The organism is Microbacterium sp. NPDC090014 (assembly GCF_044748285.1).
In the GTDB taxonomy this organism is placed as follows: domain Bacteria; phylum Actinomycetota; class Actinomycetes; order Actinomycetales; family Microbacteriaceae; genus Microbacterium.
In genome coordinates this window covers 43,710-66,140 of sequence record NZ_JBIVFS010000002.1, presented here as the reverse complement: position 1 = coordinate 66,140, position 22,431 = coordinate 43,710, and the positions used below count along the sequence as shown (strand labels likewise).

Sequence of the window (22,431 nt, the reverse complement as noted above, 5' to 3'; positions counted from 1 at the left end):
CGGTTCACGTGATCGGCACGGGCACCGAGTCGATCAGTAACCGGGTGTACTCGTGCTGGGGGTCGCTCAGCAGACGCTCTGTCGCGCCCGCCTCCACGATCTCCCCGCGACGCATCACGATCGTCTCGGCGCAGACTCTTCGCACGACCGCCAGATCATGGCTGATGAAGAGCAGGGTCAGCCCCTGCTCCCGCCGGATCCGGGCGACGAGATCGAGCACCTGAGCCTGCACGGACACGTCGAGTGCGCTCGTCGCCTCGTCCATCACCAGCAGCTCGGGTTCGACGGCGAGCGCCCTGGCGATCGCCACACGCTGACGCTGGCCGCCTGACAGCGTGCGCGGGCGAGCGGTGAGATGCTCTTCCCCCAGCCCCACGGCGGTGATCAGTTCGCGCACGCGCTCGGCCGCGTCGTTCCCCGTGCGGCCGCCGTGGAGTCTCAGCACATCCTCTATCGCTCGCCCCACGGGAATTCGCGGATCGAGCGAGAGGTACGGGTCTTGGAAGACCATCTGCACGCTCTTGGCACGCTCCCGCCGCTCGGCGCGCGATCGCGGGATGCCCGCCATGGATCGGCCGCCGATCGTGATCGCTCCGGCATCCGGCTCCTCGAGTCCGACGATCATCCGCGCCAGAGTCGACTTGCCCGACCCGGATTCGCCCACGACGGCGAGCGCACCGCCGCGGGGAACGACCAGATCCGCATCGATCACCGCGGAGACCGGCTCTGCACCGCGGCGCCGATAGGTCTTGCCCACCCCCGTCACGATGAGTTGCGCCTCGGCACCCGACACGGCCGTCGGCGGTGAGATCTCCCCCGAGATGCGGGGCGTCGCGGCGACCAGACGTCGGGTGTACTCGGCGGTCGGCGCCACCAGCACGTCCCGCGCCACCCCCTCCTCGACGATCGCGCCGTCCTTCATGACGACGAGCCGATCGCAGAGCGACCCCGCGAGGTTGAGGTCGTGGGTGATGAACAGCATCCCCATCCCGCTCTGCTCGCAGAGATCCCGCAGCACCTGGATGATCTCCGCCTGTGTCGTGACGTCGAGAGCGGTGGTCGGCTCATCGCAGACGAGCAGGCCGGGAGATGTGCTCAGGGCCCCGGCGATCATGACCCGCTGCAGCATGCCGCCCGACAGCTCGTGCGGATGCTGCGACAGATGTTCCGCCGGAGCGGGCAGCCTGACAGCGGTGAGGAGCTCGACGGCGCGGGTGCGAGCGGCCTCCTTCGCCCACCCCTCGCAGAGCCGCAGCCCTTCGGTGATGTGATCGCCGATCGTCCGCATCGGGTTGATGCCGGCGCGCGGATCCTGGAAGACCATCGCGGCCTCGTGCCGACGGATCTCCTGTCGCTCCGCCGCGCCCGCGAGCGGGGACCGTCCGTTCACAGCGACGGCTCCGCCGACGGTCGCACGATCGGGAAGAAGACCCAGCACCGCACGGGCCGTGAGCGACTTGCCCGAGCCGGACTCGCCGACGAGGCCGACGGTCTCGCCGGAGGCGATCCGCAGCGAGATGCCGTGCAGCAGTCTGGTGCCGTTCGGAAGATCGAGCGTCAGGTCGCGGATGTCGAGCAGAGCGTTCATGAGGGGTTCCCTCCGCCGATTCGGTCGGACAGTTCTTCACCGATGATGTTCACGCACACGACGACGAGCACGACGGCTACGGCCGGGGCGATCGCCGGCAGGAACTGCCCTGCGGCGACTCCCGACTGCGCCTCGTTGATCATCGCGCCCCAGTCGGCGGTCGGCGCCTGCACGCCGAGCCCCAGGAACGACAGGCCGGCGAGCTCGGCGAGCACGTATCCGAAGTTGAGGGTCGACTGCGCGCCCACGATCGGCGTGACGTTCGGCAGCACTCGCCGCAAGGCGATCCAGCCTCCGCCGAACCCCTGCACCCGATAGGCCGAGACATACGGCCGCGAGCGCTCGGCCATGACCAGCGACCTCGTGAGCCGTGCCACGAACGGCGCGTACGCGATGCTCATGGCGATGACCGGGGCGACCAGCCCCTTGCCGAACAGCGCGACCGCCATGATCGCGATCAGCAGAGACGGGAAGGCGAACAGCACGTCGAAGATCCGGCTGAGTGCGGCATCGATCCACCCTCCGCGCCACCCGGCCCACAGCCCCAGCAGGATGCCGAGGACGGTGGAGAACAGCACGACGAGCAGCGGGCCGATGAGCGCCGTGCGACCGCCGTAGATGAGGCGGCTCAGCAGGTCACGTCCGAGGGAGTCGGTGCCGAGCCAGTGGGCCGCGGACGGCGGCGCGAGGAACGACGTGAAGTCCACCGCATCCGGGTCGTAGGGTGCCACGAAGGGGGCGAAGATCGCCGCCAGCACGACCGCGCCGAGAACGACGACGCTGGCCAGGTAGAGGAATCGCGGGCGGCGCCCGCGAGGTGCGCGCAGCACCCGCATCGCGAGCGTCGGAGTCGAGGAGGTCATCGGGCACCAGCTCCTGCAGCGGATCGGGGGTCGATCCAGGGTTCGAGGACGTCGACGATCGCGTTCATGACGACGAACGCGCAGACGACGAAGAGGACGATGGCCTGCACCACGGGGAAGTCGAGCCGATCGACGGACTGCACGAGAAGCGACCCGATCCCCGACAGCCCGAACGCCGCCTCGACGATCGAGCTGGCGACGATGAGCCCCGCCACGAGCACGCCGCTCACGGTCAGGATCGGACCGAGGGCGTTGCGCAGCACGTGCCGCCGCACGACGATCGATCGACGCACGCCCCGACTCGTCGACACCTCGACGTGCTCGCGGCTCAGCTGATCGACCATGGCCGACCTGGTCACCTTGCCGACCAGCACGATGAAGACGAGCGCCAGGGCGATCGACGGCAGGGTCAGGTGATAGACCATGTCGATGAAGCCCTCGCCCGACCCGAAGGAGGGGAACCAGCCGAGCTGCACGGAGAACACCGCGATGAGGACGATCGCTCCGACGAACGACGGGATCGCGCCGAGCACCGTGAGTCCGATCAGGACCAAGCGATCCAGCGCCCTCCCGCGGTTCAGCGCCGCGACAGCACCGAGCACGACGCCGGCGACCAGCACGATCGTCCCCGCCATCGTGACGAGCATGAGGGTCACGGGAAGCCGGTCGCCGATCACCTCGGTGACGTCCTGCCGGTACTGCAGGGAGCGCCCGAGATCGCCGTGGAGCAGACCGAGAACCCATCGCAGGTACTGCTCCCACGGCGGCAGGTCCAGTCCGTACTGGGCGGTCACCTGCGCCACCGCCTCTGCACTGGGCTTGCGCCCGCGCAACAGGAAGCTCACCGGGTCGCCGGGCACGAGGAAGCGCGAGAAGAAGACGAGCAGCGATGCCAGGAACAGGGTCAGCAGCAGCCCACCGAGCTTCCCGGCGACCCGGCGCGCGGCTGTCATCGGGCGCCGATCGTGGCCGCCCACGGATAGTACATGAAGGCGATCGACGGCTGGACTCCGGTGATCCTCTCGCCCAGATAGAGCGATATCGGCGCCTGATACAGCGGGAGCCACGGCAGCTCCGCATTCGCGATCCGCTGGGCCTCGGCTGTGAGCTCGCTGCGCGCGGCCGGGTCGTCGATCGTGACGGCCTCCTGCAGGATCGCGTCGAACTCCGGGTCGGACCACCCACCGTAGTTGCTGAAGTCGCCTGTCCGAAGCACGGAGTACATCTCCAACGCATCCGGGCTCGAGAGATACCAGCTCGTGTAGAAGAGGTCGACGCCTTCGCGGGCGGTGGGGTCGGAGAACAGCGCGGTGTAGGCGTTCGGGGTGACGGTCTCGACGTTCACCGTCAGCCCGATCGACCGGGCAGCGGCGACGGTCGCCTGCGAGATGACGGCGAAGTCGTTGCTGATCGGCGCGGTGACGTAGGTCAGCTCGGCTCCTTCGGCGCCGGCTTCGGCGATGAGGCTCTTCGCCTGCTCGAGGTCCTGCTCGTAGGAGGTGACGTCGTCGAACGCAGCGGTGCGCGCGGCATCAGAGGCGTCCTGCCAGACCGACGGGGTGGTCATCACGTCGGTCGTCTCGCCGACGCCTCGGTACGCAGCCTGAAGGATGCCGTCACGGTCCATCGCGAGCAGCAGGGCCTTGCGCACGCGCACGTCGCCGAGAGGACCGTCGAGATCGCTGACCACGATGTTGCCCACCGCGGTGCTCATCCCGAAGAGCACGTCTCCCTTGCCCGCCGATCGGAGCGTGGAGACGGCCTCCATGGGAACCATCCACGATCCGTCGACGCTTCCGGACTTGAGTGCGTTGATGCGCGCGGTGGGGTCGGTCATGAAGACGAACTCGACCTCGCCGGACCGCGCTCGGAGACCCTCATCCCAGTAGTCGTCGTAGCGGGTCATCGTGATCGACTCACCGGACTCCCACGAGGTCAGCTCGAAGGGACCGGTGCAGTTCACACCGCCCGTCGAGTTGCCGTAGTCGGCGCCCTTCTCGGCCAGAGTCGCGGCCGACTCGATCACACCGGCGGACCCGCCCATGCCGAGATTGAACTGCGAGTCGGGCCCCGTCATCGTCACCGTCACCTCGCGCTCGCCGGTCTGCTCGATCGACTTCACGTTCTGGTACACGGAGTACCAGAACGATCCGACGGCCGGGTCGAGGTGTCTGCTCATCGACGCGACCGCATCGGCCGCCGTGAGCGCAGTGCCGTCGTGGAAGGTGACGCCCTCTCGGATCGTGTACACCCAGGTGTCGGGCGTCGGATGCGCGAACGATTCGGCGAGGCCGGGGCTGAGGGAGTAGTCCGGGTTCAGCCGCAGCAGAGACTCGCAGGTGTTGGCGAGGATCGAGTTGTCGGCGTAGTCGAAGGCGTAGGCGAAGTCGAGCGAGTAGGGCTCGGCATAGGTCGCGAACGTGAACGAGTCGATGTCGCCGCTGGGCGCGGCCGTCGTCTCGGTCAGCTCCCAGTCGATCGGCTCGTCCGTCCCGGAGCCGGTCGTGTCGGCCGGGCCGCAGCCGGCGAGCGCCGCGACGGCGAGGACGCCGACGAGCGCGGTCGCGCCTCCTCGGGCGAGGGAACGGGAGCGGAGCGTGCGGTTCATCGGGACTCCTTGCGGTCGGTGCCGGGCGAGGTGGAGGCGAGAGCGTCTGTCGTGTGGACGCGGCGCCCGTCTATCCAGGTGGACGTGACGCGCGCCCGGTGCAGTTCCGCCACCGGCAGTCGGAAGGGATTCGGTTCGATCACGACGAGATTGGCGAGGTACCCCTCGCGGATGCTGCCGGTATCGTCATCGCGCCGGTTCACGTACGCGGACCCCGAGGTGTACGCGGTGAATACCGTCTCGAGGTCGAGTCGCTGATGCGCTCCCCCGAGCGGCGGCCGCTCGGACCCCGGATACGAGCGGTTCACGGCGACATGGATGGCCGCGAGCGGATCTGCCGTGGAGACCGGCCAGTCGCTGCCCGCCGCCAGTCGCGCACCCTGTCGCACGAGATCGCCGAACGGATACTGGCGGTCCACCTGTCCGTCCTGCAGGAACGGCAGCGTCAGGTCGTCGAGCTGATCTTCGTGGGTCGCCCAGAGCGCCTGGATGTTGGCGATCGCGCCGAGCGGCGCGAAGCGGGTGGTGTCGTCCTCCGAGACGACCTGGAGGTGCGCGAGGTGGTGGCGTCCGTCGGTGTCGCCGTTGGCGTCACGGGCGACCTGCAGGGCATCGAGGGCCTCGCGCACGGCGCGGTCGCCGAGCGCGTGCATATGCACCTGCTGACCCGAGGCGTCGAGGGCCGTCACGTATTCGCGCAGCCGGTCCGGGTCGATGAAGCTCAGTCCGTGATTGCACGTGTCGTGTCCGGACTCGTCTCGATAGGGGGTGAGCATCGCCGCGGTCTGGTTCTCTGCGACGCCGTCGACCATGATCTTCGTGGTTCCGAGATCGATCCGGCGATCGGGATGAGCGGCGGCGGCGCGCTCGCGGCGTTCGGTCATGCGGGCGACCTGGTCGACTCCGCCGTCTCGCAACCACCATTGCGCCCCCACGACGTGCACGAGCAATCGCCCCTCGGCCGCGGCCCGCTCATACGCGGCGAGCGGATCCGAGATCCCGCCGGAGTCCGCACCGACCATGGCGTCCTGCCACCCGGTGATGCCGAGGGCGATGAGCTCTTCCTGTGCACGCAGCAGTCCCTGGTAGGCGAGATCGGCAGAGGTCGCGGGGCGCACCGCGGCGAAGAGGTCGCCGGCGCCCTCGTGGAACGTACCGGCGGGAGAGCCGTCGATATCGCGGACGATCCGGCCGTCCGCCGGGTCCTCCGTCTCGGCCGTGATCCCCGCCCGCTCGATGGCCGCCGTGCTCGCCCACGTGCTGTGGTGATCCCGGCTCTGCAGCAGCACGGGCCGACCGCCTGTCGCGTCGTCGAGCAGTTCACGCCGCGGGTTGCCCCCGGCGAAGTGGTCCATGCTCCAGCCTCCGCCGAGGATCCATTCCTCCTCCGGGTGCGCCTGTGAGTACGCGCGGATGATCGCGACGGTGTCGTCCGCATCGGCCGCGTCCGAGAGATTGCACTGCAGCAGCTCGATTCCGCCGCCCACCGGGTGGATGTGCGCGTCCTGGAAGCCGGGGCTGAGCAGCGCCCCGCCGAGGTCGATGCGGCACGAGTCGGGGAAGGTGTCGAGGTCCGCCTCGGATTCCGGGACGACCGCCGCGATGCGACCGTCGCGTACGACGACGGCATGATCCGCGAGCGGAGAACCGCTGCCGGTGAACACGAGACCTCCGTGGAAGACGAACTCGTTCGCCATAGTGGACCTTCCCTCATCGTCGATGCTGCTGGAACGCGACAAACGTATCCTCGGTCATCTATGGTGTCAACAGTGTTGTCAGAGGCGATGCGATTCCGTTGCCATCGGCTCGGGATCGCCGCATCGCATGGCACGATGGAGCAGAGAAGACCGGAGAGACGAATGGCGAACAAGGCATCCGCGCGCGTGCGGCTCGACAGGGCGACGATCATCGACGCCGGCATGAAGCTCGCCGAGACCGGAGCGGCATCCATCTCGGTGCGAGAGCTCGGTGCCCATCTCGGCGCCGACCCGACCGCCATCTACCGTCACTTCGCGAGCAAGGACGCCCTGATGGGCGCACTCCTCGACGAGCTCAACGGCCAGGCCGCAGCAAGCGTCGACCTTCCGGTCGACGACTGGGCGGGCCGCCTGCGCATGCTGAGCGAAGCGACCCTCGCCTCCTTCACCCGCTACCCGGCCATCGGCGCGGAGGCGACGAGCCTGACCACGCACGGCGCGGGCGAGCTCGCGGCGATCGAGCTGATGCTCGATGCCTTCCATCGCGCCGGGCTGCGAGGGCAGGAGCTGGTGCGGCACTACGCACTGCTCGCCTCGCACGTGCTCTCGGGCGCCGCGGGGATCGCTCGAGCGAGAGCGGATCGCAGCCACGGCGGCGAGGACAGCCCCTGGATCGACTCGCCGCTGCTCGCCGATCCGCGACAGTTCCCCCTGATCGCCGAGAACAGCGCGCTGCTGTCGGACCTGCAGGACCGGGAGCTCTTCCTGCTGGGCGTCGACGTGATCATCGAGGCCGCACGCACGGCCGCCGCTCGCTGAGGAGCTCTGTCGATCCGCCTCTTGCGCTGGATATGGTTTTGTGACAAAACTATATCTGACGGCGGCTCGGATGAGCCGCGAACAGGAGCGATCAATGAAGATCATCATCATCGGGGCGGGGATCGGCGGACTCGCCACAGCGGTCAGCCTGCATGAGGCCGGGTTGCGCGACGTCGCCGTGTTCGAGCGGAGCACGGCGATCCGTGGGCTCGGCGTGGGCATCAACCTGCTGCCGCACGCACTGCGCGAGCTCACCGAACTCGGCATCGCCGACACCATCGCCGAGCTGGGGGTCGAACCGCAGACGCTGGCCTACTACAACCGCTTCGGGCAGCCGATCTGGAGCGAACCGCGCGGGCGCGAGGCCGGATACCGCTGGCCGCAGCTGTCGGTGCACCGCGGTCGTCTGCAACTCGCTCTGCGTGACCTCGCTGCAGCGCGACTCGCAGAGCCCATCCGCCTCGATCACCGCCTCATCGACGTCACCACGAACGATGACGGCACCGAGACCGCGCGCTTCGCCACCGCCGACGGCACGGTCGAGGAGACCGCCGACGTGATCATCGGCGCCGACGGCATCCACTCGGCACTGCGCGCTCTGCGCTACCCGAGTGAAGGAGCCCCGCCCTGGAGCGGCCTCACCCTGTGGCGCGGGGTCACGCGGATTCCGGCGTTCCTCGACGGCCGCACGATGATCATGGCGGGCGACGGCGAGCAGAAGTTCGTCGCGTATCCGCTCGCACCCGCAGACGCCGACGCCGACGGACGGATGCTGGTGAACTTCATCGCCGAACGCCGCGTCGGCGGCACGGGAGACGCCGACTGGAACCGCCAGGTCGAGCCCGGACCGATCGCCGAGCTCTTCCGCGACTGGCGCTTCGACTGGCTCGATGTGCCGGCCGCGATAGCCGCCGCCGACGAGATCCTCGAGTACCCCATGGTCGACCGAGACGCACTGCCGCAGTGGACGTTCGGTCGCACCACGCTGCTGGGTGATGCCGCGCACGCGATGTACCCGAACGGATCGAACGGCGGATCCCAGGCGATCCTCGATGCGCGCACGCTGGCCTTCCACCTCGCGACAGCCCCGAGCATCGACGAGGGTCTCGCCGCATACGAGCAGGACCGCCGCCCCGCGATGACCGCTCTGCTCGCCGGCACTCGCGCCACGGGGCCGGAGCGCGTGATGCAGCTGGCTCGCGAGCGCGCGCCGCAGGGCTTCGCCGACATCGACGACGTGATCCCCTCTGACGAGCGCGAGCGGATCGCCGCCGACTACAAGAAGGCGGCCGGTTTCCTTCCCGAGATCCTCAACGAGCGCCCCTCGCTCACCCCGGCGTCGGCGGTGGGTCGATGAGCGGTTTCGATGCGGCTCGACTCGCCGGCGTCATCTCCCCCCTGCGGCGCGCGCTCCTCGCCGCGACGCGGGCGGAGGCTGGGCTTCCCGAGCTGTCGGATGCCCAGATCGACGTGATCCGGGCCCTGCCACGCGGCACCTCGAAGGGTCCGGCGGAGATCGCCGCACGGCTGCGACTCAGCCGATCGACCGTGAGCAATCTCCTCGGGGCGATGGAGGGCGAGGGCCTCATCGAACGACGCCCGGCGCCCTCCGACGGCCGTCGGGTCATGGTGCAGGCATCAGCGAAGGCGCTCGACCTGTTCGACCGGTTCGACGCCGCGAACTCCGCTCTCGTCGCACAGGCGACGAGTCGGCTCGACGACGAGGAGCGAACCGCGCTCGCGGCCGCGGTTCCCGTGCTGGAGAGACTCTGCGACCTGCTCGCCGCCGACCATGAGGAGACCCGATGACCTCGCACGATGAACTCCCCCGACCCGACCTCGAGTTCGCCTTCGACGTCACCGTCGACCTCGGCCCGCTCGAAGATCACCACGCCACCAGCGTCGGTCATCGCCGTGTCGTGCCGATCCTCGGCGGGCGCATCACGGGCGCCGTCGAGGCCGAGATCCTGGCCGGCGGAGCGGACTGGCAGATCGTGCGACCCGACGGGACGATCGAGATCGACGGCCGCTACTCGGCACGGACCGACGGAGGCGACCTGCTGCTGCTGCACGCGAAAGGACTCCGCACAGGCACTCCCGACGTGCTCGAGCAGCTCCGACGCGGTGAGGACGTCGACCCGGGCGCGTACTACTTCCGCACGACCGTGCAGATCGAGACGGCCGCGCCGGCACTCGCCCACCTGCAGCGAACCCTGTTCCTCTCTGCCGCTCGGAGGCAGGCGGATGCCGTGCGCTACCGCGCCTACCGGGTGAGCTGAGCCCCGCAGCCGCGCACGGGCCCGGCTCGGGCCCGTCGAGGCGTGTCAGACCAGCGCACGCACCGACGCGTACGCATCGGCGACGTCGCGGGTGGGCAGGTCGTACACCCGCACGATCCCGGCATCCCCCTGGTGCTCCGGCCAGCCGGGATCACCCGTGGCGAGGAACGCGACGGCGGCACCGTGCAGCTCGTCGGCGAGTTCCTGCGGCGGATTCGGTCCGGCGAGCGCCTCCATCGAGGGGCCGTCGAGGCAGTCGAAGAAGAACGGCACATCGAGGCAGTGCTCCGCGAAGCCGAAATGCCCCGACGGCCACGAGAACCGGTAGAGCCAGGTGGGCGCGTCGCCCCGGGCGGCTGCGATGCGGGGAACTCCGCTGCGGAACATCCGATCGGTGAGGACGCGACCGGCGAGGCGGGCCTTGCCGAGACGAGCGACGTCGGCGTTCGCGGCGAGATAGTCCGCGCGGATCGTCTTGCGCAGGCCCAGCCGGGTCAAGAGGACGCCCTGCGGCACCCAGCGCAGCGCCCTCGCGGCGCTGCCCGTGAACGCCATGGTGAACTCGTCGTCGGCTGCGCCGATCACGAGCGGCTTGTCGGCACCGACGCCGGCACGCAGAGAGTCAGGGGTCGGACGTACGAGAAGGTCGCCGTCGATCGCGGGACCGAGCGGAAGCCCCTCATCGATCATGCTGGTCATCGACGACGGACCGAGCTGGGTGGCCTTCTTCTGCAGGGCGAGCAGACGCTCCTCCGCGACCGATGAGAATCCGGCCACGGTGGGGTCGACGCTCGCCGCCGCAGCGAGCGCCCGCCCGAATGCCTCGGCTCGCGGCGCCGCGACATCGCCGAGCGCTCCCGAGATCGCATAGACGCCGTGGAACAGGTGCTGCGCCTTCTCCATGCCGAGCAGGGTCAGCACGGCGCCGCCGCCCGCGGACTGCCCGGCGATCGTCACCCGCTCGGGGTCTCCGCCGAATGCGGCGATGTTCTGCCGCACCCATTCGAGAGCGAGCAGCCAGTCGCGCACGCCACGGTTCGACGGGGCGTCCTCGATCCAGCCGAATCCGTCGAAGCCGAGCCGGTAGGAGATCGACACGGTGACGACGCCGTCGCGGTTGAAGTTCCGGCCGTCGTACCAGGGGCTCGCCGGAGAGCCCGCGAAGTATCCGCCGCCGTGGATCCACACCAGCACGGGAAGACCCGCCGCCGTGGGATCGGGCGTGAAGACATTGACGTTCAGAGTCGAGTCGCCCTCGACACTCGGCTCGGGGATCAGTGTCACCCCGGGATCGCCGCGCTGGGCGGTCGCAGCGAACTCGAGGGCGTCGAGCATGCCGTCCCAGGGCGCCTTCGGCACCGGCGCCTGGAACCGCAGGTCACCGACCGGCGCCTCCGCGAACGGGATGCCGAGGAAGGCCGCCGACCGCGGTGCGCCCCTGCCTCCGGTGGTCGGGCGCCAGCGCCCGCGAACCCGCCCCGCGGCGGTCTGCACCTCGACGTACTCGGTCATGACTCTCACACTCTCACGCCGAGACTCTCTCCCGCCGAACGGCAGCCCGGGATGTGTCCCGTCGGCCGATCCTCGTCCCGTATGTTCCCGCCACGGACCGCGCCCGTCGCCTAGTGTCGACGTCATGGTCTACCCCCGCGCCTACTTCTCCGCGATCACGAACGAGGCCGAGTTTCTCGCCGACTACGAGCCCTCGCTCGCACGATGGGCAGACGAGGACGGATCGACCCTGCTGATGCGAGCCCTCCGCAACGCCGATCCCGCCAGCCGGGTCGCGATCGCCACGCGACTGCTCGACGACGGCGCTGATGCCGCCGCAGCGACCGAGAGCCACGTGAACGCTCTGCACGTGTTGCTGAGCGCGACAGCACACGATTTCACCGCCGAAGCGCCTCTGCTCGCCCGCCTGATCGATGAAGGTGCGGATATCAATGCCGACAGCGGCAGTCGGTGGGGCACGCCGCTGCAGACGCTCAGTCGCACGCTCAAGTTCTCCGACGAGACTCTCGCTCCGTTCTACGACGTCCTGTTCGCCCGCCCCGGTCTCGATGTGACCACCCCGAGCAGCGTGGGACGCAGCGTCACCGAGAGCGCACAAGCCGCCATCAGACGCCGCGCCGACCTGCTCGCGCGTTGCCACGCGCACACGAGAACCCACGCACCACGCTGACGCCTGTTGCGGCAGGCGAGCATCCTTGCTGAGAGTGCTCCGCGTGCGGGGCTACTCCCCGACGCGGGTCACCACGGCATCGGGCATCCGCTCGGTCATGACGCGCACGGCCTCGGGGTTGTCGTCGACGAGCACCGCGTCGCGCCCGAGAGCCGAGGCGACGGCCCCGGCGGTGCCGCTGCCGGCGAAGAGGTCGAGCACACGGTCGCCCGGACGGCTGGACGCCCGCACGATGCGCCGCAGGATGCCCTCGGGTTTCTGCGTCGGATATCCGGTCTTCTCGCGGCCGGTCGTCGGCACGATCGTGTGCCACCACACGTCGGTGGGCAGCTTGCCTCGGGCGGCCTTCTCTGCCGTGACGAGGCCGGGAGCCATGTACGGCTCGCGATCGATGTCGTCGGAGTTGAACACGTACTCGCGGGGGTTCTTCACGTAGACGAGGATCGTGTCGTGCTTGGTGGGCCAGCGACGGCGGGACTTCGCACCGTAGTCATAGGCCCAGATGAGCTCGTTCAGGAAGCAGTCGCGGCCGAAGACCGCATCGAGCATCACCTTCGCGTAGTGCGCCTCGCGGTAGTCGAGGTGCAGATAGAGGGTGCCGTCGTCGGCCAGCAGTCGCCACGCCTCCTCGAGTCGCGGCATCAGGAAGGCGCCGTAGTCGTCGAAGCGGTCGTCGTAGGTGCGGAGCATCCCGCGCACCCGCTCATAGGCGTGGCCGTGGAAACCGTGCCGCACCTCGGCCGGCGGCGCCGCCGGTTCAGAACTCAGCACGATCGGCGTGACCGCCGCATCCGACCCGCGGGATTCCGGGAGTCCGACTCCGGGAGCACCCGGTTCGTGCTGAGTCGTGAACGTGCGACGGGCGGTGACCACCTGTCGCTCCTGCGTCCGGCCCGTGTTGAACGGCGGGTCGAGGTAGACGAGCGTGAACGACGCCGACGGCAGGGTCGCCGCGACGGCGAGGTTGTCGCCCTGGATGATCGAGACGTCACCGCGGACGACAGGAGCGGGATCCACCGCCCCGGGATCAGACGAGGGGTCAGGCGCGGGGTCGGTCACGGAACCCGGTGCAGCCACGTGTCGGTGGCGAACTTCGACTCCACCAGAGCCTCGGCATCCGCGTACTCGTCGGCGCTGATCGTGCCGTCCTCCGCCGAGGTGAGCGAGCGGAAGGTGTCCTTGAAGCGCTCGATGATCTCGGCCCGCGCAAGGCCGGTCTGGCTGCGCAGCGGATCCACTCGCTTCGCGGCCGACGTCGTCCCCTTGTCGCTGAGCTTCTCGCGGCCGATGCGCAGCACCTCGGTCATGGTCTGGCCGTCGATGTCGTACGACAGGGTGGCGTGGTGCAGCACTCCCCCGTTGGCGAGGCGCTTCTGCGCGGCTCCGCCGATCTTGCCCGACGAGCTCGCGATGTCGTTGAGCGGCTGATAGATCGCATCGATCCCCAGCGAGCGCAGCGCCTGCAGCACCCAGTCGTCGAGGAACGCATAGGAGTCGGCGAAGGTCATGCCCTGCACGAGGGATGCCGGCACGTAGAGCGAATAGGTGATGATCTGCCCTGCGGCCATGAGCATCGCGCCACCGCCGGAGATGCGGCGCACGACGTCGAAGCCGTGCCGGGCGGCGCCCTCGGGGTCGACCTCATTGCGGTACGACTGGAATGAGCCGATGACGACGGCCGACTGGTCCCACTCCCAGATGCGCAGCGTCGGGCGACGGCGCCCCTCGCCGACCCGAGAGGTGAGCACCTCGTCGAGCGCGAGGTTCATGCGCGGCGAGACCGCCTTCTCGTGCACGATCTCCCAGTCGAAATCGTTCCAGCCGGGAGCCGTGACCAGGGCGCGGCGCACGGCGGTGCCGACGGCTTCGGGCGTGAAGCCCAGCAGCTGCGCGCCCTCGGGGAGCGCACCGCGCACCGCGGCGGCGATGGCCGTGGCGTCCGTCTCGACGGGCAGCCCGGTGACCGCCCGGTCGATGTCGTCGAGCGCCGTGTCGGGTTCGAGGAAGAAGTCGCCGGCGAGCCGGAAACGGGCGATCCTGCCGTCTTCGACCTCGAGGTCGACGACGACGAGCTTTCCTCCTGGAACCTTGTATTCACCGTGCACGGTTACAGCTTAAGGCGGGGCCGTCAGGTCGGCGCGGTACGCCGCGGAATCAGCGCCCGTGCACCACCGCGCGCTCTCCGGCGCGGATCGGCGCCGAGAAGCGGTTGCCCGGCGGCGGCTGAGGACACACGTACTGGTCCGAGAAGGCGCACGGCGGCAGGTAGGCGCGGTTGAAGTCGATGACCACCGAGCCGTCTGATGCCGGTTCCTCGACCGGCAGGAAGCGGAACCGATAGGTCTCGGTGCCGTTGGTCCCGTCGGCGAAGACGGCGCTCAGGCCGCCCTGCGGCGCACGCGTCGCGGCCAGCGCCACCGCGACACCGTCGAGCGTGAACCGCAGCCGTCCGGCGAGGTCGGTGTCGTGCGAGCGCCCGTCGATCGAGGTCACGGTGATCGTCTCGCCCGGCGTGGGCTCGAACACCGCCGGGATCCGCCATCCCTCCCGAGGCGGATACGCGTCGATCGCGCTGAACCGCTCGCGCTCGGGGCGTCGGGGGTTGAACACCCGCAGCGCGACCTCGCCGCGCCGGTCGAACACACGCAGCTCGCGGCGTCCGAGCCGCAGCGTCTCACGGCCCCTCAGCGTGACGACCGACCCGGCCGTGCCGAGATCGCTGCCGCGGATCCCTCCGTCTCCCGTGAGCGCCCAGAGACCCGGGACCCCCTCCACGGCGGCGGGTTCGGTGATGAGCCAGTTCGTCGACTCGAGCGCGGCCGGGCCGTACTCCGCGCCGGCATAGCGCTCCCGCGCGTCGTGCCATGCACGCCACTCGTCTTCGAATCCCACCCCGCACCTCCCTCTCGCCGTGAATCTATGCGGAGGAGAGGCCGATATGCCGGGATGACGTCACGCGGATTCACCCGCTGTAACGTCCGTTCACGGGGCGTAACACGCCGACGCGCGAGCCGACCGGATGATGGCGCGGCTCGCCCGGATCGAGGCGACGGTCAGCGAGCGGGAATGCGGGTGTCGAGCCACGACAGGATGTCTGCGCGCACCTCGTCCTGCTGCAGCTCGTTGAAGATCTCGTGACGCGCATCGGGGTAGACCAGCGTCGTGATGTCGGTGAGTCCCGATCGGGTGCGGTACTCGTCGGCGAGCTTGTGCACGCTGCGCGGACCGCCGACCGGATCGTCGCGACCGACGAGCAGCAACAGCGGGATGTCGCGGCCGAGGTCCTTGCGCGGACGGCCGTAGAGCTTGGCCGCCTCGACGGGGCCGAACAGCTTCAGCAGCGGCTGGTTCGTGGTGAGCGGATCCTCGTCGAACGCCGTCCACACCGCCGGATCGCGGCTCAGCCACTCGAGGCCCGTGGCGTCGTCGGCGGCCCAGCGGGCGTTGAGCGGTGCAGCGTTGAGCGATCCGGGCGTACGCAGAGCCGAGCCCGAGAGGATCACCGCATCCCATGCCTCGGGGTGGTCGTTCACGAGCATCTGCGCGAGGAATGATCCCCACGAGTGCCCCAGCAGCACGAGGGGCAGGTCGGGGTGCTCGTCCTTGATGATGCCGGTGAGCTGCCAGATCGCCGCCTCCGCCGCACGCAGACCGCCCTTGCCGAGTCGACCGAGCTTCTCGGGTCCGCCGTGCTGACGGATGCCGGTGCGCCCGTGCCCCCGATGATCGTCGGCGTAGACGATGAATCCGGCCTCGGTGAGCGCGGCGATCAGCGCGCCGTACCGACCGGCGTGCTCGCCCACCCCGTGCAGCAGCTGCACGACTCCCCGCGCATCACCGACCGCCGGGTGCACGTCGTAGACGATGGCGATGCCGTCGGCATCCGTGAATTCGCGCGTATCGGTCACGCCCCCACCCTACTGAGAGTGCGCGACATGCGTCAGGCCGACCGCGTCGGACGCGTCAGCTCGACAGCGCGGCGATGACGCCCTGGGCGATCTCGAGATCGGTGACCTCGTATCCTCCGACGCCGTCCGCGGCGGAGCCCATGCGCACGCCGCCGTCTTCGCTCACCGTGCGCTTCGCGGAGAAGTGCAGGGCGTCGACACCGGCGGCGGCGAGGGCGGCGGCGCTGGCGGCATCCACTCCGCTGCCCGCCATGATCTCGATCTCGCCGGCGGCCTCGGCGACGAGCGCCCGGAGCGTGTCGATGCCGGCGATCGCGACCGAGGCGCCGCCCGAGGTCAGCACGCGGCGCAGGCCCAGCGAGCGAGCGGCGACGAGCGTGGCGACGGGGTCGGGGGTCACGTCGATCGCGCGATGCAGGGTGACGGATGCCGCCCCGGCGGCGTCGCGCAGACGCCGCATGGCGGGGATGTCGAGCAGCCCCTCGTCGTCGAGGGCGCCGATCACGACACCGTCGGCTCCCGCCTCGATCGCACGTCGGACATCGTTCTCGGCGATCGCGATCTCGTCGGCGGAGTAGCGGAAGCCGCCCGCCCGAGGCCGGACGAGCACGTGCACCTCGACACCGACGGCATGCGCGGCGTCGATCGACAGGTCGAGGGTCGCCGGCGACGGAGTGAGGCCGCCGAGCGAGAGGGCCTGGGCCAGCTCGACGCGCGCGGCGCCGACGGCTCCGGCGATGCGCACTCCGGCGGGATCCTGGACGGCGATTTCGATCGCGGGGGTTCGGGTCACCCGTCCATTGTGACCTGTGCGGCGGGTGCATCCTGCCACCGACTTCCGATCCGGGCCCAAATTACTTAGACTGTCTAAGTAATGTCTGCGCCTGATGATTCCCTCCACCTCACCGCGACAGACCTGCGCATGGCGACGTTCCGGCTCGCACGGCGCCTGCGATGCGCTCGCGCCGTCGACGCGATGAGCGACGCGCAGCTCGCGGTGCTCGCGACGCTGCGCATGCACGGCCGCCGCACCATCAGCGCCCTGGCCGAGCGCGAGCGGGTCACCGCGCCGTCGATGACGAACATGATCAACGGGCTCGAAGAGCAGGGATTCGTGCTCCGCACTCCGGATGCCGAAGATCGCCGCCGCGTGCAGGTCGACATCACCGAGGCAGGCACCGAGATCGTGGAGCAGACCATCCGACGAAGAGACGAGCTGCTCGCCGAGATGCTCGGCGAACTGGACTTCACGGAGGATGAACTGGCGACGCTGCGCGCAGCGAGCGCCCTGATGCGAAGGGTGGTCGACCGATGAGCGCGATGTTCCGTTCCTTCTCGAACATCAACTACCGCATCTGGTTCGCCGGCGCCCTCGTCTCGAACATCGGCGGGTGGATGCAGGCGACCGCCCAGGACTGGGTCGTGCTCACCGAGCTCACCGACAACGACGCCGCGGCCATGGGCGTCACGATGGCGCTGCAGTTCGGTCCGCCGCTCGTGCTCGTGAGCCTCACCGGATGGGTCGCCGATCGCTTCGAGCGCCGCCGCATCCTGCTCGCCACCCAGAGCGCCCTGTTGATGCTCGCGATCGCCGTCGGCGTGCTGCTGCTCAACGGCGTGATGACGCTGCCGATGATGTTCTGCTTCGCTGCGGCGTTCGGTGTCGTCAACGCCTTCGACGCCCCCGCGCGGCAGGCGTTCGTCTCCGACATGGTCTCCGCCGGCGACACGTCCAACGCGGTCGCCCTCAACTCGGCATCCTTCAACCTGGCCCGCATGATCGGCCCGGCCGTCGGCGGCCTGCTGATCGTCGCGATCGGCTCGGGATGGGTGTTCATCGCGAACGCCGTGACGTTCCTGGCGATGCTCGTCGCGCTGCTGATGCTGCGCACCGGCCAGCTCGCGCCGCGCCTGAAGAACCGCCGCCCCGGCGGACTCGCCGAGGGCTTCCGCTATGTGTGGGGGCGCAGCGATCTACGCGTCGTGTTCGTGACGGTGTTCCTGATCGGCGCCTTCGGCATGAACTTCCCCATCTTCGCCTCGACCATGGCGATCGAGTTCGGGGCGGGCGCCGACGGGTACGGAGTGCTGAGCTCGGTGCTCGCGATCGGCTCGCTCGCCGGTGCGCTCCTGGCTGCCCGGCGTGACCGAGCCAGGGTGCGTGTCGTGATCTTGGCTGCCGGGGGATTCGGCGTCGCGGCGTTCGTCTCCGCATCCATGCCCACATATCTGACCTACGCGATCACGCTGACGTTCACCGGGTTCATGATCGTGACGCTGCTGACGACCGCCAACGGCTACGTGCAGATGACCACCGCGCCTGCCCTGCGCGGCCGTGTGCTCGCGCTGTACATGGCCGTGATCATGGGCTCGACGCCGGTCGGCGCCCCGATCGCCGGGTGGGTGGCCGACACCTTCGGGCCGCGCACGGCGATCATGCTCGGCGGCACCGCCGGTTTCGTCGCGTGCGCGATCGGCGCGATCTGGGTCTTCACCTCCGGACGACTGCACCGCTCCGAGGGCAGCCGATTCCTCATGACGCTCGACGAGACGCGACCGCTGAACATCGTCGACGAGGCCGAGATCCTCGAGAAGAAGGCCGAACCGGTCGAGTTCAGCGACGAGGCAGCCGTCACCACGCCGATCCGCACCTCGAAGAAGGACTGACCGCGTTCTGACCGGGCATCGCGGGCGGAACGCGTGAGACCGGTTTGTCAATGCCCTCCACGCGCAGGCGGGGTGGACGTACCGTCACGTCATGGACCAGAACACAGGACGCACCCCGCACCCCGAGCAGCCCGCAGAAGGCTCCCCCGACGTGATCCCCGAGCACAACACCGCTCCTGACGGCCAGTCGACGGCAGACGCCGGGCGTCAGCCCGACGAGCTCGACGGAAACGCCCAGGGCTCCACTCAGGGCGGCGCCATCCAGGGCGACAGCTCACACGGCGACTCGCCGCGCGGTGCCATCCAGGGCGACGCCGACGAGGAGAACGCACAGGGCGCTGCCCAGGGCGGCGCCATCCAGGGCGACAGCTCGCACGGCGAATCACCCCGCGGCGCCATCCAGGGCGACGCCAGCCCCGACCGCGACGCGGCCATCGGCGGCGACGAGAACACCGAAGACCAGCTGACGGCCGACAATGAGGTCGAGCAGGACACCCTGCGCACGCTGGACCCGAACGACACCCCGGCCTGAGCGCGCGGGAACGACGAAGGGGGCGGTCTGACAGGGCGTTCAGCGAATCGTCCCGGCCCGCACGAGCAACCGCCGCACTCCGATCACGCCTGCCGCCACCGCCAGTTCGCCGACGATGCGCGCGCCGAACGTCGCCGTCAGCACGCCGGGCACCAAGTGCTCGGGGGAGAACACCGGCAAGGCGACGAGGAACAGCACGACGCCGGCGACCGCAGCGGCAAGGAGGATGCGGCGTGCGCTCGCTGTCGTTCCCCGCTGGAGCGGCAGGACCAGATCGAGCGCGATGGCGGCGCAGACCATCGGCACCGCCGCGATCGGACCGATCGGGGAGATCACCGACGTCAGCACCCCTGTGACCGCAGCGGTGAACGTGGCCATGCCCGGCACGCGGGTGACCACACGGGCGAGCAGCGGCATCGCGGTGTGCACGGCGGCGACGAGCGCGTACGCGGGCGGAGACGACACGGCGAGCAACGAGGTGATGGGCACGACCATCACGAACACCAGCGCCTGAACCGCCGCGAATGCCGCGCTGATGAGCAGCGCGCTCGTCGGCACCCGCCTCACGGTTCGGAGTCGGGCCTCATGCATCCCTCCAGCCTAGATCCGTGCAACTGCAGCGCGGATCCGTGACCGACGTCCCTCTGTCGCAGGAAGACCCTGACGCGCCTCCCCGACGATGTTTCGGAATATCGTAGAGACGCACACCATCCGGGGAGGAGACGATGCCAGCTTCTGCCGCGCTCGCGCATGTGGACGTCCCCCGCCTGCCGAGCGATGTCACCTCGCGCCCGAGACTGGTGGCCGCGCTGGAGAACCGCAGTCCGCTGACGGTGCTCCGCGGCGCGTCGGGACTCGGGAAGACGGTCGCGCTCGCGGAATGGGCGCGCGTCACCGCGTCGACGACCGTCTGGGTCACTGTCGATCCGACGAGATCCAGCAGCACCGAACTCGCCCGCGCCGCTCTGCGCGCGCTGTCCCGTGCGGGACTCACCTCGCCGACCGGCGACGACCGTCTGCATCCGTGGAGCGCCGTCGCGCAGTGTCTCAGCGAAACCACGGATGAACTCGTCCTCGTACTCGACGACGCTGCCACCCTGTCGCCGGACAGCATCTTCGACCTGTGTCGGACGGTGGCCGCAGCGCCCCGAGCGCGCGCGATCGCAGCGACGAACCGGCGCAGCGCGTTCGATCGCGACGGGTTGAGCCTGGTGATCGATCGAACGGTGATAGGACCGGACGACCTTCTCTTCGACATCGAGGAGATCTCCCGTGCCCTGCGGGTCGACGAGTCGGACGCGGCGGACGTGCTCCAGGCGACGGGCGGATACCCCGCACTCATTCACGCGGCCTCGAAGCGGTCTGCACTCGGCGACGATCCGGCGGCGGCGATCGAGGCCGCCTCGCCCGCAGTCGAGGAGTACATGCAGTCACGCCTCGAAGCCTCGGGCATCGACCCCGACGTCCTCGAGGCGCTGGTGCGCATCAGTGTCGCGGATGCCGTCGACCTCGCCTCGGCGCGCGCGCTGTCGGGCGTCGACGAGATCGAGAGTCCCCTCGACGACGCGGAGGCGTTCGGTCTCGGAAGCTGGTCGACCGACCGCCTGTTCCTCTTCGCTCCGGTCGTGCGGACGCTGCTGCGCCGCGAACTCGTGAGGTCGCACGCGGACGAGCTCCCGCGCCTCATGAACCTGGCCGTCGAGGGCGCGCTCCAGCGGCGAGCGCCCTTGGAGGCGTTGCAGCTCGCGATGGAGTACGACGATCTTCCGCTCGCATCGCACGTGATCATGTCGGGGTGGAGCCAGCTGCTCGACCACCACGGGCCCGCCGCAGTGCGCCTGCTGCGCAGGCTTCCGGTGTCCCGATTGAAGGACCAGCCACTCATCGCCATGCTGCTCGCCATCTGCTACAACGCCAGCAAGCTGAGGCGTCTGCGCGGCCTGCAGCTGATGCGCGTGGCGATCTCGGCAGCGAACTCCCGCCGCACTGATGTGGCCACGACCGAGCGCGTCTTCATCTGGGCTGCCGAGAGCGCGGCCCTGCGAGTCATCGGGATGTCGGAGCGCGCCGCTCAGGTCGCTGCCCGAGCACTGAGCCTCTACCGCGAGACGCCGGAATCGGTGTGGCAGCCGTACGCCCTGGAGATGCCGCTGCTCTGCACGCATCTCGGCATCTCCCTCTACTACGGCGGGCGCGAGGATGACGCGATCGAGTGCTTCGAGAACGCGGCGGCGATGGCGGCGTCGCGTGACCTGAGCAAGGCCTTCCACAGCATCGCGCTGCTCAGCGGCATCCACGCGCTGAACGGCGATATGCCAGAGGCACGCCACTACGCCGAGCTGATCCGCGAGAGCTCGTGGGAGCAGCAGCAGCGCGACGGCTACCGCGGCACCTTCTATCGCGTCGCGGAGGCGCTGCTCGCGGTCGAGGACGGCGACGTGGCCGCGGCTCGCGAGCATGTGGGCGTGTTCGGACCTCACCGCCCGACCAGCGAGCACTGGGCGACGATGGGGCTCGCTGAGGCCTGGGTCGCTCTGCACGAGGGCAGAGCCGCAGCCGGACTCGAGCAGCTGGAGTCTCTGCGACGGCTGCGACGGCGCGAGACAGGGAGCACCCACGCACGGCACGTGCTCAGCCGCGCCCGGACCCTGCTGCATCTCGCCGTCGGCGACGTGGCCGCGGCTCGAGCGACGCTGCGGCACGATGCGAGGCCCGACGAGTTCGGCACGACCATCGAACGCGCACGCCTCGCGGTGGTCGAGGGCGACGCCTCCGAGGCGGCTCGGCTGCTGGCTCCGAAGCGGGAGATCCCGCAGACCTCGCGTCAGCGCGCCGAGGCGGCCGCGATCCAGGTCGTCGCCCTGCGCCGCACGGCGGGCGCGACCGCGGCCGCGAAGGCTGCGGTCGCCCTGGGAATCCAACTGGATGATCGTGAGCTGACGACGCCGGCCACCCTGTTCGCCCCCGACGACGTCGAGCTGCTGCAGGACGCTCTGGCGACCCACGCCCCCGGGCGGCCGGTGACCGCGGTGCTTCCCGCGACATCCGATCGCCCGCGTCTCTCGGCCCGCGAGCTCGTCGTGCTGCGCGCACTCACCTCGGGTGCGTCGCTGCCGTCGATCGCGGCCGACCTGAGCGTGTCGCAGAACACCCTCAAGACGCAGCTGCGGAGCATCTACCGCAAGCTCGATGCTCGCAACCGCGCCGACGCGATCGAGCAGGCCGCGAAGCACGACCTGCTCACCGACCGCTGAGCCTCGACGGCAGCAGAGTCGAGGCAGGACAGCA

At 69.7% G+C, this 22,431-nt stretch carries 21 protein-coding genes; 9 read left to right on the top strand and 12 right to left on the bottom strand.

All coding sequences use genetic code 11. The annotated features are described in order from the left end of the window. Window positions 1-4: 4 nt before the first annotated feature. Genes ACIPV5_RS13690 through ACIPV5_RS13670 form a run of 5 tightly spaced genes read right to left on the bottom strand, consistent with a single transcriptional unit; the run spans window position 5 to window position 6,756 of the window. Window positions 5-1,588: an ABC transporter ATP-binding protein gene (locus ACIPV5_RS13690; RefSeq protein ID WP_400341357.1), complete on the bottom strand. Its 1,584-nt coding sequence runs from the start codon at window positions 1,586-1,588 to the stop codon at window positions 5-7. Continuing rightward, a complete protein-coding gene (locus tag ACIPV5_RS13685) occupies window positions 1,585-2,451 on the bottom strand; it encodes an ABC transporter permease (RefSeq protein WP_400341355.1) in 867 nt (288 codons plus the stop codon). Before ACIPV5_RS13685 ends, ACIPV5_RS13690 begins: the two co-directional genes overlap by 4 nt. Further along, entirely contained in the window at window positions 2,448-3,404 is a 957-nt protein-coding gene (locus tag ACIPV5_RS13680) for an ABC transporter permease (RefSeq protein ID WP_400341352.1), read from the bottom strand. Before ACIPV5_RS13680 ends, ACIPV5_RS13685 begins: the two co-directional genes overlap by 4 nt. Continuing rightward, window positions 3,401-5,059 carry an ABC transporter substrate-binding protein gene (locus ACIPV5_RS13675; protein ID WP_400341350.1) on the bottom strand — a complete coding sequence of 553 codons (1,659 nt, stop codon included), beginning with the start codon at window positions 5,057-5,059 and terminating at the stop codon, window positions 3,401-3,403. The genes ACIPV5_RS13680 and ACIPV5_RS13675 overlap by 4 nt, the downstream gene beginning before the upstream one ends. Further along, on the bottom strand, window positions 5,056-6,756 hold the full coding sequence (locus tag ACIPV5_RS13670) for an amidohydrolase (RefSeq protein WP_400341348.1): 1,701 nt from the start codon (window positions 6,754-6,756) through the stop codon (window positions 5,056-5,058). The genes ACIPV5_RS13675 and ACIPV5_RS13670 overlap by 4 nt, the downstream gene beginning before the upstream one ends. Before the next feature lie 162 nt (window positions 6,757-6,918). On the opposite strand from ACIPV5_RS13670, the gene ACIPV5_RS13665 reads away from it, so the two are divergent. From ACIPV5_RS13665 to ACIPV5_RS13650, 4 genes are all read left to right on the top strand, one after another. Next, entirely contained in the window at window positions 6,919-7,575 is a 657-nt protein-coding gene (locus ACIPV5_RS13665; protein WP_400341345.1) for a TetR/AcrR family transcriptional regulator, read from the top strand. 94 nt (window positions 7,576-7,669) lie between these two features. After that, on the top strand, window positions 7,670-8,932 hold the full coding sequence (locus ACIPV5_RS13660; protein WP_072591913.1) for a flavin-dependent oxidoreductase: 1,263 nt from the start codon (window positions 7,670-7,672) through the stop codon (window positions 8,930-8,932). Then, window positions 8,929-9,384, top strand: a complete 456-nt coding sequence (locus ACIPV5_RS13655) for a MarR family winged helix-turn-helix transcriptional regulator (RefSeq protein WP_072591914.1) — start codon at window positions 8,929-8,931, stop codon at window positions 9,382-9,384. The genes ACIPV5_RS13660 and ACIPV5_RS13655 overlap by 4 nt, the downstream gene beginning before the upstream one ends. After that, window positions 9,381-9,854, top strand: coding sequence for a DUF3237 domain-containing protein (locus ACIPV5_RS13650; RefSeq protein WP_053097772.1), 474 nt, complete (start codon window positions 9,381-9,383; stop codon window positions 9,852-9,854). The genes ACIPV5_RS13655 and ACIPV5_RS13650 overlap by 4 nt, the downstream gene beginning before the upstream one ends. Before the next feature lie 45 nt (window positions 9,855-9,899). Here ACIPV5_RS13650 and ACIPV5_RS13645 read toward each other — a convergent pair whose 3' ends face one another. After that, window positions 9,900-11,366 carry a carboxylesterase/lipase family protein gene (locus ACIPV5_RS13645; protein ID WP_400341342.1) on the bottom strand — a complete coding sequence of 489 codons (1,467 nt, stop codon included), beginning with the start codon at window positions 11,364-11,366 and terminating at the stop codon, window positions 9,900-9,902. Between the two features lie 124 nt (window positions 11,367-11,490). Between ACIPV5_RS13645 and ACIPV5_RS13640 the strand changes: the two genes are divergently transcribed. Further along, on the top strand, window positions 11,491-12,036 hold the full coding sequence (locus tag ACIPV5_RS13640) for a hypothetical protein (RefSeq protein ID WP_053097774.1): 546 nt from the start codon (window positions 11,491-11,493) through the stop codon (window positions 12,034-12,036). 51 nt (window positions 12,037-12,087) lie between these two features. Here the strand turns inward: ACIPV5_RS13640 and ACIPV5_RS13635 are convergent, their stop codons facing one another. The 5 genes from ACIPV5_RS13635 to ACIPV5_RS13615 all read right to left on the bottom strand — a co-directional run bounded on the left by ACIPV5_RS13635 (window position 12,088) and on the right by ACIPV5_RS13615 (window position 16,737). Beyond that, a complete protein-coding gene (locus tag ACIPV5_RS13635; RefSeq protein ID WP_400341340.1) occupies window positions 12,088-13,053 on the bottom strand; it encodes a DNA-methyltransferase in 966 nt (321 codons plus the stop codon). 38 nt (window positions 13,054-13,091) lie between these two features. Further along, entirely contained in the window at window positions 13,092-14,141 is a 1,050-nt protein-coding gene (locus tag ACIPV5_RS13630) for a biotin/lipoate A/B protein ligase family protein (RefSeq protein WP_053097776.1), read from the bottom strand. Window positions 14,142-14,190: 49 nt separating this feature from the next. Further along, window positions 14,191-14,928, bottom strand: a complete 738-nt coding sequence (locus ACIPV5_RS13625; RefSeq protein ID WP_053097777.1) for a DUF1684 domain-containing protein — start codon at window positions 14,926-14,928, stop codon at window positions 14,191-14,193. A 161-nt stretch (window positions 14,929-15,089) separates the two neighbouring features. Next, complete coding sequence (locus tag ACIPV5_RS13620) at window positions 15,090-15,944, bottom strand: alpha/beta fold hydrolase (protein ID WP_053097778.1); 855 nt, start codon at window positions 15,942-15,944, stop codon at window positions 15,090-15,092. Between the two features lie 55 nt (window positions 15,945-15,999). After that, window positions 16,000-16,737, bottom strand: coding sequence for a copper homeostasis protein CutC (locus ACIPV5_RS13615; protein WP_400341337.1), 738 nt, complete (start codon window positions 16,735-16,737; stop codon window positions 16,000-16,002). A gap of 81 nt (window positions 16,738-16,818) precedes the next feature. On the opposite strand from ACIPV5_RS13615, the gene ACIPV5_RS13610 reads away from it, so the two are divergent. The 3 genes from ACIPV5_RS13610 (at window position 16,819) to ACIPV5_RS13600 (ending at window position 19,143) form a co-directional block, all read left to right on the top strand. After that, the gene (locus tag ACIPV5_RS13610) at window positions 16,819-17,259 is read left to right on the top strand and encodes a MarR family transcriptional regulator (RefSeq protein ID WP_400341335.1); all 441 of its coding nucleotides are present in this window, start codon (window positions 16,819-16,821) and stop codon (window positions 17,257-17,259) included. A 5-nt stretch (window positions 17,260-17,264) separates the two neighbouring features. Continuing rightward, window positions 17,265-18,611, top strand: coding sequence for an MFS transporter (locus tag ACIPV5_RS13605; protein WP_082298048.1), 1,347 nt, complete (start codon window positions 17,265-17,267; stop codon window positions 18,609-18,611). 91 nt (window positions 18,612-18,702) lie between these two features. Beyond that, complete coding sequence (locus ACIPV5_RS13600) at window positions 18,703-19,143, top strand: hypothetical protein (RefSeq protein ID WP_056279180.1); 441 nt, start codon at window positions 18,703-18,705, stop codon at window positions 19,141-19,143. A 39-nt stretch (window positions 19,144-19,182) separates the two neighbouring features. Here the strand turns inward: ACIPV5_RS13600 and ACIPV5_RS13595 are convergent, their stop codons facing one another. Then, complete coding sequence (locus ACIPV5_RS13595) at window positions 19,183-19,734, bottom strand: hypothetical protein (protein WP_400341333.1); 552 nt, start codon at window positions 19,732-19,734, stop codon at window positions 19,183-19,185. Window positions 19,735-19,868: 134 nt separating this feature from the next. On the opposite strand from ACIPV5_RS13595, the gene ACIPV5_RS13590 reads away from it, so the two are divergent. Further along, entirely contained in the window at window positions 19,869-22,397 is a 2,529-nt protein-coding gene (locus tag ACIPV5_RS13590) for a LuxR C-terminal-related transcriptional regulator (RefSeq protein WP_400341332.1), read from the top strand. The last annotated feature ends 34 nt before the right edge of the window (window positions 22,398-22,431 follow it).